Source organism: Emticicia fontis (assembly GCF_054779675.1).
The window spans coordinates 54,416-71,635 of sequence record NZ_BAAGXU010000024.1 but is presented as its reverse complement, the minus strand read 5'-3'; the positions used below and the strand labels follow the sequence as shown (position 1 = coordinate 71,635).

Annotated in this window: 17 protein-coding genes; 11 read left to right on the top strand and 6 right to left on the bottom strand. The window is 36.7% G+C overall.

Annotated features, from left to right (window positions below):
• The 3 genes from ACYVFA_RS13810 to ACYVFA_RS13800 all read left to right on the top strand — a co-directional run.
• The coding region (locus tag ACYVFA_RS13810) for a 5-(carboxyamino)imidazole ribonucleotide synthase (RefSeq protein ID WP_460472420.1) at positions 1–1,081 on the top strand (1,081 nt) is incomplete at its 5' end.
• A gap of 38 nt (positions 1,082–1,119) precedes the next feature.
• Positions 1,120–1,605 (top strand): 5-(carboxyamino)imidazole ribonucleotide mutase, encoded by a 486-nt coding sequence (gene purE / locus ACYVFA_RS13805; protein ID WP_460472419.1) that lies wholly within the window; start codon positions 1,120–1,122, stop codon positions 1,603–1,605.
• A gap of 315 nt (positions 1,606–1,920) precedes the next feature.
• Positions 1,921–2,649 (top strand): LysM peptidoglycan-binding domain-containing protein, encoded by a 729-nt coding sequence (locus ACYVFA_RS13800; RefSeq protein ID WP_460472418.1) that lies wholly within the window; start codon positions 1,921–1,923, stop codon positions 2,647–2,649.
• A 39-nt stretch (positions 2,650–2,688) separates the two neighbouring features.
• Here the strand turns inward: ACYVFA_RS13800 and ACYVFA_RS13795 are convergent, their stop codons facing one another.
• The 4 genes from ACYVFA_RS13795 to ACYVFA_RS13780 all read right to left on the bottom strand — a co-directional run bounded on the left by ACYVFA_RS13795 (position 2,689) and on the right by ACYVFA_RS13780 (position 5,950).
• Positions 2,689–3,378: a hypothetical protein gene (locus ACYVFA_RS13795; protein WP_460472417.1), complete on the bottom strand. Its 690-nt coding sequence runs from the start codon at positions 3,376–3,378 to the stop codon at positions 2,689–2,691.
• 165 nt (positions 3,379–3,543) lie between these two features.
• Positions 3,544–3,801: a hypothetical protein gene (locus ACYVFA_RS13790; protein ID WP_460472416.1), complete on the bottom strand. Its 258-nt coding sequence runs from the start codon at positions 3,799–3,801 to the stop codon at positions 3,544–3,546.
• A gap of 33 nt (positions 3,802–3,834) precedes the next feature.
• Positions 3,835–4,629, bottom strand: coding sequence for a lipoprotein signal peptidase (locus ACYVFA_RS13785; RefSeq protein ID WP_460472415.1), 795 nt, complete (start codon positions 4,627–4,629; stop codon positions 3,835–3,837).
• Between the two features lie 121 nt (positions 4,630–4,750).
• Positions 4,751–5,950, bottom strand: coding sequence for a proline dehydrogenase family protein (locus ACYVFA_RS13780; protein ID WP_460472414.1), 1,200 nt, complete (start codon positions 5,948–5,950; stop codon positions 4,751–4,753).
• Between the two features lie 259 nt (positions 5,951–6,209).
• Between ACYVFA_RS13780 and ACYVFA_RS13775 the strand changes: the two genes are divergently transcribed.
• Positions 6,210–7,304 carry a chorismate mutase gene (locus ACYVFA_RS13775; RefSeq protein ID WP_460472413.1) on the top strand — a complete coding sequence of 365 codons (1,095 nt, stop codon included), beginning with the start codon at positions 6,210–6,212 and terminating at the stop codon, positions 7,302–7,304.
• A 70-nt stretch (positions 7,305–7,374) separates the two neighbouring features.
• Here ACYVFA_RS13775 and ACYVFA_RS13770 read toward each other — a convergent pair whose 3' ends face one another.
• A complete protein-coding gene (locus tag ACYVFA_RS13770) occupies positions 7,375–7,740 on the bottom strand; it encodes a hypothetical protein (RefSeq protein WP_460472412.1) in 366 nt (121 codons plus the stop codon).
• A 237-nt stretch (positions 7,741–7,977) separates the two neighbouring features.
• Here ACYVFA_RS13770 and ACYVFA_RS13765 point away from each other — a divergent pair, with 237 nt between their 5' ends.
• The 7 genes from ACYVFA_RS13765 (at position 7,978) to ACYVFA_RS13735 (ending at position 15,227) form a co-directional block, all read left to right on the top strand.
• The gene (locus ACYVFA_RS13765; RefSeq protein ID WP_460472411.1) at positions 7,978–8,754 is read left to right on the top strand and encodes a class I SAM-dependent methyltransferase; all 777 of its coding nucleotides are present in this window, start codon (positions 7,978–7,980) and stop codon (positions 8,752–8,754) included.
• 45 nt (positions 8,755–8,799) lie between these two features.
• Positions 8,800–9,924 carry a radical SAM family heme chaperone HemW gene (hemW, locus tag ACYVFA_RS13760; protein WP_460472410.1) on the top strand — a complete coding sequence of 375 codons (1,125 nt, stop codon included), beginning with the start codon at positions 8,800–8,802 and terminating at the stop codon, positions 9,922–9,924.
• Positions 9,925–10,137: 213 nt separating this feature from the next.
• Complete coding sequence (locus ACYVFA_RS13755; protein WP_460472409.1) at positions 10,138–10,332, top strand: hypothetical protein; 195 nt, start codon at positions 10,138–10,140, stop codon at positions 10,330–10,332.
• Between the two features lie 129 nt (positions 10,333–10,461).
• Positions 10,462–12,075, top strand: a complete 1,614-nt coding sequence (locus tag ACYVFA_RS13750; RefSeq protein WP_460472408.1) for a Na+/H+ antiporter — start codon at positions 10,462–10,464, stop codon at positions 12,073–12,075.
• A 39-nt stretch (positions 12,076–12,114) separates the two neighbouring features.
• Positions 12,115–14,088: an SGNH/GDSL hydrolase family protein gene (locus tag ACYVFA_RS13745; RefSeq protein WP_460472407.1), complete on the top strand. Its 1,974-nt coding sequence runs from the start codon at positions 12,115–12,117 to the stop codon at positions 14,086–14,088.
• Positions 14,089–14,149: 61 nt separating this feature from the next.
• Positions 14,150–14,368, top strand: a complete 219-nt coding sequence (locus tag ACYVFA_RS13740) for a hypothetical protein (protein WP_460472406.1) — start codon at positions 14,150–14,152, stop codon at positions 14,366–14,368.
• Positions 14,369–14,444: 76 nt separating this feature from the next.
• Positions 14,445–15,227 carry a DUF3575 domain-containing protein gene (locus tag ACYVFA_RS13735; RefSeq protein WP_460472405.1) on the top strand — a complete coding sequence of 261 codons (783 nt, stop codon included), beginning with the start codon at positions 14,445–14,447 and terminating at the stop codon, positions 15,225–15,227.
• Between the two features lie 51 nt (positions 15,228–15,278).
• On the opposite strand, the gene ACYVFA_RS13730 is transcribed toward ACYVFA_RS13735, so the two are convergent.
• Positions 15,279–17,210, bottom strand: a complete 1,932-nt coding sequence (locus ACYVFA_RS13730; protein ID WP_460472404.1) for an STN domain-containing protein — start codon at positions 17,208–17,210, stop codon at positions 15,279–15,281.
• Positions 17,211–17,220: the final 10 nt, after the last annotated feature.

Below are 17,220 nucleotides of genomic sequence, written 5' to 3'. Positions count from 1 at the left end.
ACAGGCTGCTATTGATTTCGATTTAACTATCAAAACCCTTGATCCTGATAGTGACGCTCCATGTAAGTATATTTCTCATGAGTTTGTCAATGGTTCTTTGAAAGACTATGACACCGTGATGGCTTTTGGACAAGACTGTGATATTATTACGATTGAGATTGAAAATGTGAGTATTGAAGCTTTGGAAGCTTTGGAAAAACAAGGAAAAGCTGTTTTTCCTCAACCCTCGGTATTACGTATCATTCAAGACAAACGCGTACAAAAGCAATTCTATAAAGAGCAAAATTTACCAACAGCTGACTTTATTCTGACTGATAATCAGGAACATACAGCAAGTTTTTCAGACTTTTTACCTGCGGTTCATAAACTTGGGCAAGGGGGGTATGATGGCAAAGGGGTGCAGGTTTTGAAAAATACTGATGATTTCGCTAAAGCCTTTGACCAACCAGGTGTTCTGGAAAAAATGATTGACTTTGAAAAAGAACTGGCTGTTATAGTGGCTCGGAATGAGGAAGGAGAAAGTAAGACTTTTCCAGTGGTAGAAATGGTTTTTCACCCGGAAGCTAATCTGGTGGAATATCTTTTTAGTCCTGCCAATATTTCGTCTGAAATTGAACAAAAAGCAGAGACGATTGCTATACAAACTGCAAATGCTTTAGGTATCATAGGTTTACTAGCGGTAGAAATGTTTCAGACTAAAGATGGTGAGATTCTGATTAATGAAGTTGCTCCTCGCCCGCATAATAGTGGGCATCAGAGTATCAGAGCCAATGATGTATCACAATTTGAACAGCACCTGAGAGCGATACTTAATTTACCATTGGGTAGTACTAAGGCTCATTCAAAAGCTGCGATGGTGAATTTATTAGGCGAAGAAGAATATTCTGGAGAGGCAGTCTATCAAGGGATGGATGAAGTACTTGCGGTAGAAGGTGTGCATCCTTTTCTATATGGAAAGCGTTTTACCAAGCCATTCAGAAAGATGGGACACATTACGATTATTGATCAGGATTTTGAAAAATTAAAAGAAAAAGTCATTTTTGTAAAAGAAAAATTGAAAGTGATAGCCACTAATCAATAAAAATTGAATCCTTAATTACTAGTAAAAAATAGACGGAAATGGTTGGAATTATTATGGGCAGTTTCTCTGACTGGAAGATTATGGCAGGGGTTGCAGAAATTTTAGACGAATTAGAGATTCCTTACGAAAAAGAGGTGGTTTCGGCACATCGTACACCTCAAAAAATGTTCGATTATGCGCTTTCGGCTCGTCGACGTGGATTAAAAGTAATTATTGCCGGTGCCGGTGGCGCAGCACATTTACCCGGTATGGTTGCTTCAAGTACTACGCTTCCGGTGATTGGCGTACCTATCAAATCTAGCAATTCTATTGATGGTTGGGATTCTGTTTTATCTATCCTGCAAATGCCTACTGGTGTACCAGTTGCTACAGTTGCTTTAAATGGTGCCAAGAATGCCGGAATTCTGGCCGCACAGATTTTGGGTGTAGGCGATGAAGAAGTTGCTAAGAGACTAAGAACGTATAGAGAAGGTTTGAAGGATTTGGTTGAGGAAATGAATGAGGAATTGAAAAAAAGTATTTAAGTATATAATGATTTGTTCAGGATTTTCCTTTCATTTAAAAATATGTTGTTTTGACTAAGCCAAAATCAAATAATTTCAACCGGGAATGGAATTCAATAGTAATACTATCACCTCATTATTTGATTTGTCTCGCTCATAATATCCCAATTGTTAAAAAGAAACGAAAATCCTGAACAAATCACAATTAAGTAGGTTTTCATTTTGTTTATTATTGCGAAATGATTGTATATTTATGCCAAATACAATGCTTCTTTTAAATTCATGAAATAAGAATTTGTTTTCCTAATATAATTCGTAACTAAATTTCCTAATACCATGCAGTTCGAAGACCGCGAACAACGTAATGAACGTCCCAAAGAAGCCTCACGAAACTTACCAATGGCAGTGCTTTTGGTACTGGTGAGTATAATCTGTGCTTTGCTTTACATCGGTTGGAAATATATGTCTGATGATACATCGACTGCCGATGAGTTGACTACTGCTCCTGCTGACTCCGTAGCTAATGCTATTAACACACAGCCATCTGAAGAGGAATCTACTGCAACACCTGCTGAAACTAATTCTGATGCTTTGCCTGATGTGTCGATGCCTAAAGTCGGAGATAAAAAAGACGAAACTGCGAAGGCAGATACAAAAACTACCGATTCAAAAACAAAAGAAGAAAAACCTAAGGAAGATAAAGCGAAAGATGAGAAGGCTAAGGACGAGAAACCTAAAGTAGAGATACCAACAGGTGGAGAGACTTATACTTATACAGTTGGAGAGGGGGAAACTTTTTTTGGCATTGCCAATCGTTTCAATGTAAAAAAAGAAACATTGAAAGCAATGAATCCAAGTGTTGATGAAGCAGGTATTAAAGTTGGTGTTACCAAATTAAAAGTAAGAATAAGAGCCATTCATACAGTTGGGCCGGGTGATATTCTACGTGTAGTAGGCAAGAAATACGATGTCTCAGTTGCGCTGATTATGCAAGCCAACAAAAAGACTAAGAATTTTGCTGAACGAGGAGAAAAACTGATTATTCCTTATGGACAGAAAGAATAAATGAGAAGAGGGCTAACAGCCCTCTTTTTTTATAACGTGTTATAATAGAGTATTATAATACTGAAAAACTTTTGCCAGGTCTGTTCTGTCTTTCAGGTTCAACTTGTTGACTTTTACAAATTTTTCAATCTCAGGCTTTTTGTCTGCCATTAGTTCATACAAATCTTTCTTGCCAGTATTGAATTTAATCACTTCTTTGCCTTTAGCGATATAGAGTTGTTTTTCAATATTTATTTTAACGTCTTTACTTCCCACATTCAGAGCTGCTACGTAGTCTGGTTGTTGTATTTTTAATTTACTGTAATCTAATAGTTTGACTTTTCCATCTGCCAGAAGCTCGAAGAAACCTGCTTTTATTTTTTCGCTTTCATCGTTGAATTCTAAGGTGCTGATATAGTTCTTTACCCAGAAATCTTGTTTTTTGGCAGTAAAACTTTTGATTAAAGTACCAGAAATAACTTTTATACCTTCTTGTGTATTGAATTCGACATCATTACCTTTTAAAACAATGCGAATCTGGACATCGGATACACTATCAAGTTTAATTATTCCTTTTGGGGTAGAAATAGTTCTGGGATAAAATCGCACTGTAGCAACAGACCATTCAGGGTCAAGGTAATAGCTGCCTTGTATTTCAGAAGTACGGTTATCAAAACCATACAGCATACTAGAATTGTGCTGACTTATGGTAAGGTTTTGATTAAGGGCATCGCGGGTGGTCTGCATCATCGGTTGCTGAGCAGACAATTTGATTATTGAAAGAAAAATGAAAGAAAAAATAAAAGAGCAGTTTCTCATAAATAATAGCTTTAAGTAAATATTGAAAATACTATTGATTGATTAGTAATTCTCAGGATTTACAAATACTCCTATAAAAAACTGCTCAATCGGTACCTATACCAAAAAGTTAACAATCAAAAGAACGATTGTGAATACTATTAATATCCATGCCTGAATAAGGTCGGCTTTGCGACTTCTAATTGGATCAACTACACCTAAATTAAGGAATTGACAAACTAAACAGATTCCTCCTACTATGCCTAAAGTTACGTTTCTCAAGGTTGGTGATGGCATCATTCCAGGTAAAATAATAATTCCCAGAAAAGTCAGAACGATAATCCATCTATAAGATTGCTTAGATAAAACTGCCATGATATAATTTTATTTTTTAGACTTGTTGTACTTTTACTTTGACTCTTCTTTTATTTCCTCTGAATCATTTTCGGCTTTCTGATTCACCACTACTCCTGAATCTTCTTTGGTTGTATCTAATGAAGGCAATTCATCTTCTATTAATGACGTATTTTCTTCTGTAAACGCTTTTTCTTCATCCAATAAAACTTGATCATTATTTTCCGGTTCTCTTACAGGTCTCTCTTCGTGAATAAAAAAGCTTTTCTGGAAAATCAGAATGCTTACTACTCCACAGAAAATACAGGCATCCGCAAAGTTAAAAATTGGCGTTGTATTAAATTGTCCACCTAGAAAAGGAATCCAGTCAGGATAATTGCCATCCAGCCCATAGGCATAGAACATATCAATTACTTGCCCATGAAACCAAGGTGTTGCAGAGTCAAGCGGGGCGTTATTTAACCAAACACCATAGAAAGTACTATCAATCACATTACCAATTGCCCCACCTAATACAGCAGCTATTGACCAAAGCAATCCACTATGAGCATTTTTACGTGCCAGATGAACAAGATACCAACAAATACCAACCATAGCAAAAAGTCGGAAAATAGTTAGTAAAAGCTTACCATAATCTCCTGCTAAAGTCCAGCCAAAAGCCATTCCTTTATTTTCTACATAATGTAGTTTGAAAAATCCAGGAATGATATCTATTTCGCCATAGTGATTCGGAAGTACATCATAATACATCCATAGCTTAATTCCCTGGTCGATTAGAATCAATACAACTGTAAGCAGTAAAAATTTATAGGGAGATTTACCTCCTGACGAAACACTACTTGCCATCATTTATTGTTATGTTTTATACAAAAGCCTATATTCAGGCCTATAATCTTTCCGAATTTACCGTTAGTTCCTACACTTAAACGATACCCAGCATAAATTTATTAAAAATATTCTATCTACTCAATCAAGAAGCTTTTCTTCGCTCCTTTTCTTTTTTAATAAGCAGGAATTCACGACTACTTTGTCCGGCAATGGATGTGTTTTCTTCGGCACGACGGAAAAGGTAAGGCATTACTGCTTCAACCGGGCCGTAAGGCACATACTTAGCTACATTATAGCCAGCGTTGGCCAGATTATAAGAAATATTATCGCTCATCCCTAACAATTGCGCAAACCAGATTCTCTCATCATTCATTTTAACGCCTTTGTCTTTCATTAACTCAGCGCATATCAAACAACTTTCTTCGTTATGGGTGCCCAGGCAAATAGAAAGCACATCCAGATGGTCAACTGAAAAATGAATGGCTTTGTTAAAATCTATGTCAGTCTCATGCTTAGTGGTATGAATAGGGTCTTTATATTTCAATTCAGCCGCTCTGCGTCTTTCTTTTTCTATATAAGCTCCACGTACCAGCTTCGCTCCTACTTTATAACCCTCTTTTCCAGCCACTTCACAGGCATCAATCAGGTGTTGAAGACTCTCCCAACGATATAGCTGGAAAGTATTATAAACTATGGTTTTACCATCAATGTTATATTTCTTCATCATTTCATAGCTCAGGTCGTCAATCACATCCTGAATCCACGACTCCTCTGCATCTAAGAAAATTCTTACTTTAGAGGCTGCCGCATGAGCACATAATTTATCTACTCTGTTTCGGACTCTTTCGAAAGCGTTCTTATCTTCGTCTGTTAATTGCTCCGGATGCTCTTGTACTTTTTCAAGAAGTTCTACCGAGCCAATACCAGATACTTTAAAAACTGAAAACGGAATATCACTTTTTTGTGTAGCGGCTTTATCTATAGTTTTAAGTATCTCATCAGTGGTGGCTTCAAAGGCTTTTTCGTTGTCTTCTCCCTCAACTGAATAGTCTAAAATAGTACCTACTTTACTTTTTGCCAGACTCTCGATTGTCTTTTGACAAGTTGAGATACTTTCACCCCCACAAAACTGAGCAAATATGGTGTTTTTTATTAGAGATTTTACAGGTAATCCTAATTTTATTGCAAGTTTTATAAAAAAAGTTCCTATCTTTACAACCCAGTTTTGATTCATCAACGCAAAAATCAAATAAGTTTTAAGTAGCTTACTGTTTGACTGATGAGCAAAGGCAATAGAAGTATCATCGAAATTTAACGAGCGGTTTTGAATAGCCGTTTTCATTATTTCAAATATTGGTTTCTTTTAAATTTTTCAGTTTTGGTGATGAATTGTACTATTTTAAGAAACATTATCGTTTTAAATACGATATTCTTTAAAATGGTTTGCAAATATACGCCAAAGAAAAGACATTTAATGAAACAATATCAATAATTCGGTAATGTGAACTGTTGTCAATGCCTGTTTTCAGTAGTTTACAAAAATTCATTTGATACCATTTACAAGCATTGAAAAAATTGACAAAACAAATTTTATTAAAGAAATGAAAGCAAATTTAGATGTACTACCCCTTAACAGTTGGATAGATACAAACGGAAAACCCTTAATTATTGCCGGGCCGTGTAGTGCCGAGACAGAAGAACAAGTAACCGAAACAGTACGCCGTATTGCGAAAGAAGGTTATGCGCACGTGATTCGTGCTGGTGTTTGGAAACCTCGTACTCGTCCGGGTAGTTTTGAGGGCATGGGAGAAGCAGCATTGCCTTGGTTAGCTGCTGTAAAAAAAGAAACAGGCCTACCAATTGCAGTGGAAGTAGCAACACCTCAACACATCGAATTGGCTTTAAAATATGGTATTGATATTCTTTGGATTGGTGCCAGAACAACCGTAAACCCTTTTAACGTACAAGACCTAGCTGATGCTTTGAAAGGTGTTGATGTTCCGGTATTGATTAAAAACCCGGTTAACCCAGACCTGGCTCTATGGGTAGGTGCATTTGAGCGTATTGCTGGTGCAGGTATCAAGAAAATGGCGGCTATCCACCGTGGATTCTCTAATGCGCAAGAAACCAAATACCGCAACTCTCCAATGTGGCAATTGGCCGTTGAATTGAAAACTTCGTTCCCTCAATTACCAATCATTGGCGACCCAAGCCACATGGCAGGTAAAAGAGCATACTTGTTTGAATTAGCTCAACGCGCTTTAGACTTAAATTACGATGGTTTGATTATCGAATCACACCGTAATCCTGATGATGCATGGTCTGATGCTTCTCAACAATTAACGCCTGAAGCTTTAGGTGAAATGCTACGTGAACTAGAAGTACGTAAGGCTTCTTATGGTGCTGATTTCCAAAGCCAATTAGAGACATTACGTCAAAAAATTGACAATATTGACCGTGAGCTTTTAGAAGTATTAGCCGCACGTATGGCAGTAGTTGAAAAACTAGGCGAATACAAAAGAGATAACAATGTAGCTGTTTTACAACTTGATCGTTGGAAACAAGTACACAGTAGCCGTGCTGAGCAAGCGAAGAAATTAAATCTTTACCCTGAAATGGTTGAAGAATTATTCAAACTGATTCACATGGAATCTATTCGTAAACAAACAGAAGTAATGAACCAACAACCTGCTTAAGCAGATTAGCGGTGATCACTTATAGAGAATGAAGAATTTAAAAAGCGTCAGATATTCATCTGGCGTTTTTTTATTCTCTGAAATAACGCCACATTTTCATTTTAAAAAATATTTGCTTGGCACGATTTTTAGATCTCTCTAAGTCTATTTCATCATTTATGCTATTGATATGTAGCCTATTCAGATTAAAACTATTATCTGCAAAAATAATAGTAGAATTATACTTACGCTTAGGGAGATATTGTAAGAATAAAGTGCGGTTTTTCACGAATACAGAATCCAATTTATTACTAGAAATGCCCTTGCTGTTTTTGAAGATAGATGATTTTTTCTTAGAATTCAGCAGGTAAGGATTGTAGATAGTCTGGATGCCCATCTGAGCATTTACTTTCATAATAAACAATAAAAATCCGATCAACAATAAACTTGTTTTCATTGCCTAGTATATGGTTTAGATTGAAGATGTTGCCTGATAAACAACCTTTAAAATAACGCTTGGCATGATAGAAAATTTTATAAACTCAGCCTATCATTTTACAAAGGCATAATTTTACTGTAACTTTGTAAAAATAAGCTGAAAATCAGAAATTCAGATTAAATACCCATTAAAATAGAATAATATCTGGCTGATTTTAATACTGAATCTGTCAGGATAAAGATACAAAGCGCGTCTATGAGCAAATACGCAACAACCGAAATTACCAGTGCCGAAATACCATCGGATAATCCTGTACACCAACGTCTATACTTCCCTTATGTTGAAGCCGCTAAAATTGTTCATGGCAATGTTTTAGAATTAGGATGCGGCTGGGGTCGTGGAGTGGAAACATTGATTGAAAAATGTGACCATTATACAGGTTTGGATAAAAACGAACCATTGATTAATCAGTTGCAAGCCACCTATCCGAAGCATACTTTCAAAACAGCAGACTTACCTTACCTGACTGAGTTTAAAGATAATACTTTTGACTTTGTGGTTACTTTTCAGGTGATTGAACATATTCAGGATGATCACAAGTTTTTGTCGGAAGCTGCACGTGTTTTGAAACCGGGTGGTAAGATATTGCTTACTACTGTGAATCGTCCGTATTCTTTAAGTAGAAACCCATGGCATATCCGTGAGTATGATACGGCTGAATTGCGTACCCTCATGCAAAAGTATTTTTCTAAAGTAGAAACGATGGGTGTAGGTGGTAATAAGAAAGTGTGGGATTATTACGAAGAAAATAAACAATCGGTTCGTCGAATCATGCGTTTTGATATTTTTGATTTGCAACATCGATTACCGGCATGGATGCTAAGAGTACCGTATGAGTTCCTGAACCGTTTCAATAGAAATAAATTGATGGAAGGAACTGGAGGGTTAGCCGCTGAAATTCGTTGGGATGACCATTTTCTCTCAAACGAACCTGAAAAATGTATTGACTTCTTTTTTATAGGGACCAAATAATATTTCCGGCGATTGTAATAATCGCCGGATTATTCCTTTTGCTTAGTGCATTTATATCTTCATATACCTTTTTGTCGTAGAGCTTGCCATTACTGTGATTTTCATTTCAGTACGAATCTGACTATGAAAAGTACGGTCGTAGAAGCGATTATCCGGGAAATTGAATTACAAGCCGATTATCTGAGTAATAAAGAACTACAAACCATTTATTTTGGAGGTGGTACTCCTTCCCTGCTCAATATCAACGAGCTGTATGATATTTTTGAAACAATTAAAAAGTATTATACTTTTTCAGATGATATTGAAATAACTCTCGAAGCTAATCCTGATGATATTACTAAAGAGCGTCTGACTATTTTACAAAGGTTTGGTTTTAATCGGTTAAGTATTGGTATTCAATCTTTTAATAATGATCATCTCAAAAAACTGAATCGTATCCATGATGCTGCTCAGGCCGAAGAATGTGTCAAATCAGCACAGGATATGGGTTTTGAGAATATTACTATTGATTTGATTTATGCTATTCCTTACGAAAATCATCATATCTGGGAGCATGATTTAGAAAGAGCTTTGGCTCTGAATGTGCCACATATTTCTTCTTATTGCCTGACAATTGAAGAGAAAACCGTTTTTGGTAAATGGCTTCAACTCAATAAAATTCCGCCAATTAATGAAGATTTTGCCTCTGAACAATTCCGAATTTTAGTTGATACGCTTGAATCAGCTGGCTATGAGCAATATGAAATATCCAACTTTTGTAGAGATAATAAATATTCCCGCCATAATTCTTCTTACTGGAAACGCCATGAATATTTAGGTGTTGGTCCATCTGCACATTCCTATAATGGTATCTCTCGCCAATATAATGTGGCTAATAATGTAGCTTACCTGAAAGCTATCCATTTGGGACAAGTACCTGCTGATTATGAGCTATTATCAAAGGAAGAAAAGCTTAATGACTATATTCTGACAGGATTAAGAACTAAATGGGGCTGTAACCTCAAAGAAATTGAAAAGCTGGTGGGTGAGAAATGGCGAATAGCCAACCAGGCAATTCTTGCCAAATATCTAAATAGCAAGCAATTACAAATCGATAATCAGACACTCACGCTTACTCGCCAAGGCAAGTTATTTGCCGATAGAATTGCCAGCGATTTATTTTTAATCTGATAAATTGCTATTCTTCATTTATAATAAGTGCTCTATCAAAACTTTATAGGGCACCCAGTAAAGCAAAAGCACTTATCAGCATAGAATCACCTCTCCAACAGTAAGATTATTCCAAAAACCTTCTCAAATACTTTGAAAACACAAGCTTAAGTCGGAAATTTAGGAACGGCTAGTTGCGGTCGCTTAGTCTTATATAATTATTGATTTATTGATATGGAAGTGAGAAAGAAAATCAGGGTTGGTGGTAGAGGTTTTAATAATGGTTTTCAAATGCCAGCCAGTAAAGCGAAATCAGAAAAGGTAGACGCTACGGTGAATACCTTTTTATATAAAGCCAGTGATAGGTTTCAAGCCCCAACCTCGAAAGTAGGACTGAAAAAGGTATACGCTACGGTGGATACCTTTTGAACGGAGATAGTTATAGTTTTTCAATAACCAAATGCTAAAGTATAGTCAGGCAAAAATAATTTATGTACAAGTGTAGATAAAACTTTTCATAGTAAAACTATGTTCCCCAACTAATACCTATTTTAAAAAATGCATTACAATTTATTACTTGTCATCTCGTTGCTTTTTATCATTTTCCTTCTGGTTATGCTAGGGCAAAAGTTCAAAATCTCCTCCCCTATCTTTTTAGTGCTGGCGGGGTTATTTATCAGCTTTATGCCTAAAGTTCCACAAATTGAAATTGATCCTGAATTGATTTTTCTTATCTTTTTGCCACCACTGCTCTATGAAGCAGCATGGTATACTTCCTGGAATGATTTCTGGAAATGGAAACGTCCTATAGGATTATTGGCGTTTGGTCTGGTTATATGTACCTCGACAGTCATTGCTTATGCTTCACAAGCCATGATTCCGGGTTTTACGCTCGCTTTGGGTTTCCTGTTGGGTGGTATTATTTCGCCACCAGATGCTGTTGCGGCTTCATCTGTTCTTAAAGGGATTAAGGTTCCTAAGAGAGTACTTACAATATTAGAAGGTGAAAGTCTGATTAACGATGCCTCCAGTCTGATAGTTTTTCGCTTTGCCTTAGCTGCTATTGTTACCGGGCAGTTTTCTTTACAGCAAGCCGTTGGTACCTTCTTTTGGGTAGCAGGCATGGGTATCGTTGTGGGTCTATGTATTGCACATATTGCTTATGTAGTTCATCGCTTTTTACCTACTACCCCTAGTATCGATGCGGCGCTTACCTTATTGACGCCCTATTTCATGTATATAATAGCAGAGCAATTTCATTTTTCTGGTGTAATGGCAGTTGTGAGTGGCGGGCTTTTTCTATCTTATCGTTCACACGAGATACTCACACATGGTTCTACCCGTTTGCAAACTATCGGGGTTTGGGCAACATTAACTTTTGTATTAAATGGGCTGGTATTTATTCTAATTGGCTTAGAGCTTCCTGCTATTGCTAAAGGTCTTGAAGGATATTCAATTTTAGAGGCTGTTAAATATGCTGTTATTATTAGTATTTTAACTATTGTTGTCAGAATATTATGGATATATCCTGCTGCTTTTATACCAAGATTTCTGTTTAAAAGTATCAGAGATAATGAGCCCAATCCGGGCTTGAAAAATCCATTTATTATTGGTTGGGCTGGTATGCGCGGAGTTATTTCATTAGCCTCCGCACTATCTGTTCCGCTTCTTCTGAATAGTGGTCAGCCATTCCCGCATCGCAACCTGATATTATTTATTACCTTCATTGTCATCCTGGTAACTTTAGTTTTTCAGGGTTTGACATTACCTCTTATCGTAAAATGGTTAGGAATAAAAGAGATTGATCACGTAGCACCGGAAGAAGAACAGGAAGCAGGAATCAAATTGAGAATCAAGAAAGCTGCTCTTAATCAACTTAACGAGAAATACTCAAGTAAAATAAAGAATAACGAGTTATTAAGTTTCCTCAAACATGAGATTGAAAGTGATATTTCCATCACACATCAAAGACTTAATTCAATGGAATGTCAGGTGTGCCAGAAGAAAGAAATTGAAGAATATAATCAGGTATTGAAAGAGCTTTATAGCACCCAAAGGAAAGAACTCTATTCTATTCGCAAGGAATTTGCCTTTAGTGATGATGAAATACGTAAGCAAGAAATGCAACTAGATTTTGATGAAGCCAAAATAACCTGGAGTGGACATTCGTAATCTATATCAAATTCCTTATAAAGTCTATTTTCAACTCTTATGCGATTAAGTAATTTACGCTGCCTAACCCTAGCATTTATTTTTATAAGTCAGCTAAGTTTTGCTCAAAAAGTAATTCCACAAAAAATTGAAAGCTGGCATAGTTTTGATAAAGTCAGTTTTCTATTAGATGGAACTGCAGCACATTATGTAAAACCTAAGAACCCACTTCCGGGAAATCCGTGGATATGGCGCGCCTACTTTCCAGACTGGCACATTGATATGGATAGCATTCTGTTAGAAAAAGGTTTTCATGTAGCGTATATTAATACGGATAATCGCTACGGCGATCCGCAAGCTATGCTGAAATGGGATGATTTTTATAATTATCTTACTAAGAATCTGTCTTTTGCACCTAAAGTCGCTTTGGAGGGAGTCAGTCGTGGAGGATTGTATGTATATGGCTGGGCAAAGCGTAATCCTGAAAAAATCAGTTGTATCTATACCGAGACACCGGTATACGATTTTAAAAGCTGGCCCGGTGGCAAAGGGAAAAGCAAGCGCCAGGAAAAAGAATGGAATCAATTGTTGGAAGTATATGGATTCACGGAAGAGCAAGCTTTAGCTTATGATGACAACCCAATTGACCATTTGGAAAGTCTGGCGACCTATAAAGTACCAACATTACATATTATAGGATTAAAAGATAAACTGGCTCCACCAGACGAAAATACATTTCTATTAGTTGATAGATACCAAAAACTGGGCGGCCCTGCTTATGTTTACAGTATGAATCGGGGAACTCAGACTTTAGAGGGGCATCATTTTCCGATTGAGCACCCGGAATGGTGGGCGGACTTTGTTATTCAACATTCTATGCCAGTTGTCCAACCATTGCCAAAAGTAGATTATATTCAGTTAAGAGCCGGGCTTCCGCATTTTTTTCAAGCCATTCAACAAAAGCAAGCAATAACCGTTGCCTATTTAGGGGGTTCAATTACGTATAATAATGGCTGGAGGGATAAGGTGAGTAAATATCTGAAAGAACGATTCCCGAAAGCTTCCTTTACATTTATTAATGCCGGCATCCCTTCTTTAGGAAGTTTACCGCATGCCTTTCGTTTTGAGCAGGATGTTTTGAATAAAGGAAAAGCTGATTTATTATATGTAGAAGCCGCAGTCAATGATCATACGAATGAAACGGATAGTTTGACACAAATACGGGCTTTGGAAGGGATTGTTCGTCATGCAAAGAAAAGTAATCCTGCTATGGATGTAATCCTGATGGCATTTGCTGACCCTGATAAAACGAATGATTATCAAAAGGGAATTACTCCATTGGAAATTAGAAACCATGAAGCCGTAGCTAGTCATTATCAGTTACCTTCAATTAATCTGGCCAAGGAAGTAGCAGACCGATTAAGTGCTAAAGAATTTAGCTGGGAGTTTGATTTTAAAGATCTGCACCCGTCCCCGTTCGGACAGGAAATTTATTTTCAAAGTATCAAATACTTATTAAATGAATCTTTTAAAAACTTTGAAGCCGCTAATGTAGTTTCATCAATTAATGACCCTTTACCAAAACCTTTAAAGGAAAAAAATTTTGAGGGTGGCAAATATGTAAATATCAATGAAGCAAAAATACAGAAAGGCTGGCAATTGATTGAAAAATGGCAACCGACGGATGGTGTAGGTACGCGCCATGGTTTTGTTAATTGCCCTGTATTAGAGGCTAATGAGCCGGATGCTTCTTTGTCTTTGACATTTACAGGCAATGCTGTTGGTATTGGTCTGGTATCAGGGCCGGATGCCGGAGAGGTAATGTATAGTATTGATAACGGCCCTTATAAAAGTATGGATTTATATACGCAATGGAGTCATTTCCTGCATTTACCCTGGTACAAATTGTTTGCAACAGGATTATCAGATAAGAAACATACGCTCAATTTAAAAGTCAGTAATAATAAAAATCCGAAAAGTAAGGGAACGGCATGTAGAATAGTTTATTTTTTAGTTAATTCTACCGGAAAATAATTATTTTCTACAATTAAATGCCGAGTTTTGTGTTTAATAATAAAGATTTACAAATTAATCAATGAAAGATTTTAACCTCAAGTCTTATCACGTCAGAGCGATGAATGCTTCAACGGAAGCTGAGAAAGCGGCTATTAATCAGGAATTAAAGGACCTTTATGACTCTTTACCGGCTGATGATAAAAAAGACTTTAACGAGCAATTGCAGACCTTTCTGATTAAGGAAATGGCTACCATCAATTCGTTTTATCAGGCCACCAAAGAAGAAAACCTCAACTAATACACCTCAGAATCTGATTCCATACTAGCCTAGCATAACAATTAACACGTATTAACCATATTTAATTAAAATCCCGGTGAAAATCACTTCCATCACAGTCTTTTATGTGTGCGTTTCATTTCTTTGCTTTTCGCAAGAGTATAAACCAAGTGTAATAAAGGTCAACCTCTCTTCTTTAGCTTTAGGGGCCTATTCTCTCCAATACGAAAAGGCTTTAGGGAATCGGGTAAGCTTTGCCTTAGGAGCGAGTTATAGACCCGTAAAACGTGTTCCTTTTGCCAAAACTGTAGAGAGATTTGTGGACGCTGCTGATAATAGAATTGATTACATAAGTCTTGCAAATGTTAAAAAATCGGAATCAACTGTAGGTAATTTAGGAATAACTCCGGAGTTACGTTTTTATCTTGGCAGAAAGAAATCTGCACCAATGGGTGCGTATTTATCCGTTTTTGGCAGATATAATAGTTATTTTGGCAAAGCTCCTGTATTTGTAGACGTTTTATATAAAGAAAACTTTGCCAGAATTGAACTACCAGTGGATATGCAAGTAAAAACCTATTCTGGTGGACTTATGTTCGGTTATCAATTCCGTTTAGGGAATCGTTTTACTTTTGACTGGTTTATTATTGGAGGGCATTATGGTAAAGTAACTGTACATGGAGAATCCAAACAAAACTTTGAAGGGTATGACGAGCAATTTCTCAAAGATATAAAAACAAGAATTCTTGATACCTTTAAAATTAATGAACAATATTTATCGGTTGAAGTTGATAAACAAGGGGTAAGAGTGGATAATGCCCGTAATCTGACATTCTTGAATCTTCGTGGCTTAGGATTTAATATAGGCTATAAATTCTAAATAAAAGCAAGAACTCTGAAATTTTCAGAGCTCTTGCTTTTATTTAATTTTTTACAAATTACAAATCCTGAGTCCTACCTGGTAACCACCCCATGCGGAAAGATTGGCTTTATCACCGAAGTATCTTCCCTCCTGCTCAAAGAACTTAAATTTGCTGAATCGGCCTAAATTAATTTCTGATTCTTGTGTGGCATGAAAACTTACAGTTGGCGCAACAAACAAGGCTATTTTTGGAGAAAGATGCACTTCCAGACCTAAACTGCCTCTAATTAATTGGTTTATTTGCCATACATTTATATCATTTTGAAGGTGAGAACTCACTATATCGAAATTAAGCCAGAAAGTTCGGTTTAATCTCCAGGCGGTACCAAGCCCATACCCAAAACTGAATAAGGGTTTATTGATTTCTCCAAAGCTATAACCTGCCGTAAAAATATTGTAGAATCGTTTAACTCCGGTTTTGAAAGTAATGTTGGCCAAATTCACCTCATCATTACTCACTTCTAAGCGCTTATATCCACCATGTTTGACAAAACTGGCTAGCCCGATTGGTACTGAGTTAGAGTATTCGGCAAAGTTGAATACGCCCACTTGCAATCCATGATTAACCCTATTTGCCACATTAATTACGCCAACCTGAACACCTTTGAAAGTCTCGCCAGTATAATTTATAAATCCAGAAGCCTGAACACCATCAAAATCGCCACCAACTAAATTGGCAAATCCAGCGCCTTGTACACCACTTCCATTACCTAATACCAAATTGCCAAAACCGGCACCTTGAACAGCGTATCTTGTGCTGTGTAATACCACATTGGCAAATCCGGAGCCTTGTACACCACTAAAGTTTCTGAAAACCAGATTACCAAAACCAGCGCCTTGAATACCATAGGCACTCTGGCCTACAAGGTTAGCAAAACCACCCCACTGGACTCCTTTCATACTCTCTCCTACCAGATTAGCAAAACCAGCTGCCTGAATTCCCCATACTTTCCCTCTTACTAGATTCATAAATCCACCAATTTCTAATTTTCTTACGCCTAATGAGTATCCTGCAATGATGTTGATTGAATAATCATTAATTACATTTCCGCTCAGATAATGGTTTGTTCCTATAAATGGAAGTAGGGATATTTGCGCTGGTCGATAAATAGTATCTTCGATATTATCCAGATGGATATTCTGCCTGTTTGTAATCAGCCAATCAGTGATATGTCTTTGGACCGCCAGCAATCTGTCTTTTGTTTCATTCCAATAGTCTTCATAATCAAGTTTTTTTGGCACGCTTACTACTGAATCTTTTTTGGTAATGATTATGGGTTCTACTTGGATTGGTGCAATACTGTCCACTTTTTTAAGTGGCAAAGTATCGGTCTTTATAGGAATAGAAACCAGTTTTTCAGTTGGGGCTTGTATGGGTTTAAAAGGTAATAAAGCTATGTTTAAAGTAGTATTACTCCTATTTTTAACGGCCAGCTCTTCGTTATGATAATTTTGTTTTCTTACATAAAGGTTCACATTTGAAAGTGAAACAGGAATTTTCAAGCGATAATAGCCATATTGATTAGTGACGGCAGAAGCAAGCGTTATGGGTTCATACACACTGGCTTTTTCAATTTTCAAGCCCGTTTCCCCGTCTGAAACGTAGCCCATCACGAAAAAATCTTTTTTCGGTTCTTCTTTATTTTTTTTCAGAATAATATAATTGCCTCTGTTTTTAAAAGTAGCCGTATTTGCCAAAACCATGTTTAATACCTCTCTAACAGGTTGGTTCAGAACTGAAACCGAGACACGCTTATTAATATCAATTTCACCAGGGTTATACGAAAAACTGAAATTACCTGCGCTTGAGATGCTCTTTAGTGCATTATCTAATTTTTCGTTATTAATTTTTATACTAATAAACCTTTCTAGTGGAGGAATACTTTGGGCAAATGATTGGGAAAGATGTAGTAAGAAAATAAATGTAAATAGCTTTTTCATAAATGAGCTT

Coding starts and splice junctions, on each gene's coding strand:
- purE (WP_460472419.1), top strand. CDS start 1,120: ATGGTTGGAATTATTATGGGCAGTTTCTCTGACTGGAAGATTATGGCA.
- ACYVFA_RS13800 (WP_460472418.1), top strand. CDS start 1,921: ATGCAGTTCGAAGACCGCGAACAACGTAATGAACGTCCCAAAGAAGCC.
- ACYVFA_RS13795 (WP_460472417.1), bottom strand. CDS start 3,378: ATGATGCAGACCACCCGCGATGCCCTTAATCAAAACCTTACCATAAGT.
- ACYVFA_RS13790 (WP_460472416.1), bottom strand. CDS start 3,801: ATGGCAGTTTTATCTAAGCAATCTTATAGATGGATTATCGTTCTGACT.
- ACYVFA_RS13785 (WP_460472415.1), bottom strand. CDS start 4,629: ATGATGGCAAGTAGTGTTTCGTCAGGAGGTAAATCTCCCTATAAATTT.
- ACYVFA_RS13780 (WP_460472414.1), bottom strand. CDS start 5,950: ATGAAAACGGCTATTCAAAACCGCTCGTTAAATTTCGATGATACTTCT.
- ACYVFA_RS13775 (WP_460472413.1), top strand. CDS start 6,210: ATGAAAGCAAATTTAGATGTACTACCCCTTAACAGTTGGATAGATACA.
- ACYVFA_RS13770 (WP_460472412.1), bottom strand. CDS start 7,740: ATGAAAACAAGTTTATTGTTGATCGGATTTTTATTGTTTATTATGAAA.
- ACYVFA_RS13765 (WP_460472411.1), top strand. CDS start 7,978: ATGAGCAAATACGCAACAACCGAAATTACCAGTGCCGAAATACCATCG.
- ACYVFA_RS13755 (WP_460472409.1), top strand. CDS start 10,138: ATGGAAGTGAGAAAGAAAATCAGGGTTGGTGGTAGAGGTTTTAATAAT.
- ACYVFA_RS13750 (WP_460472408.1), top strand. CDS start 10,462: ATGCATTACAATTTATTACTTGTCATCTCGTTGCTTTTTATCATTTTC.
- ACYVFA_RS13745 (WP_460472407.1), top strand. CDS start 12,115: ATGCGATTAAGTAATTTACGCTGCCTAACCCTAGCATTTATTTTTATA.
- ACYVFA_RS13740 (WP_460472406.1), top strand. CDS start 14,150: ATGAAAGATTTTAACCTCAAGTCTTATCACGTCAGAGCGATGAATGCT.
- ACYVFA_RS13730 (WP_460472404.1), bottom strand. CDS start 17,210: ATGAAAAAGCTATTTACATTTATTTTCTTACTACATCTTTCCCAATCA.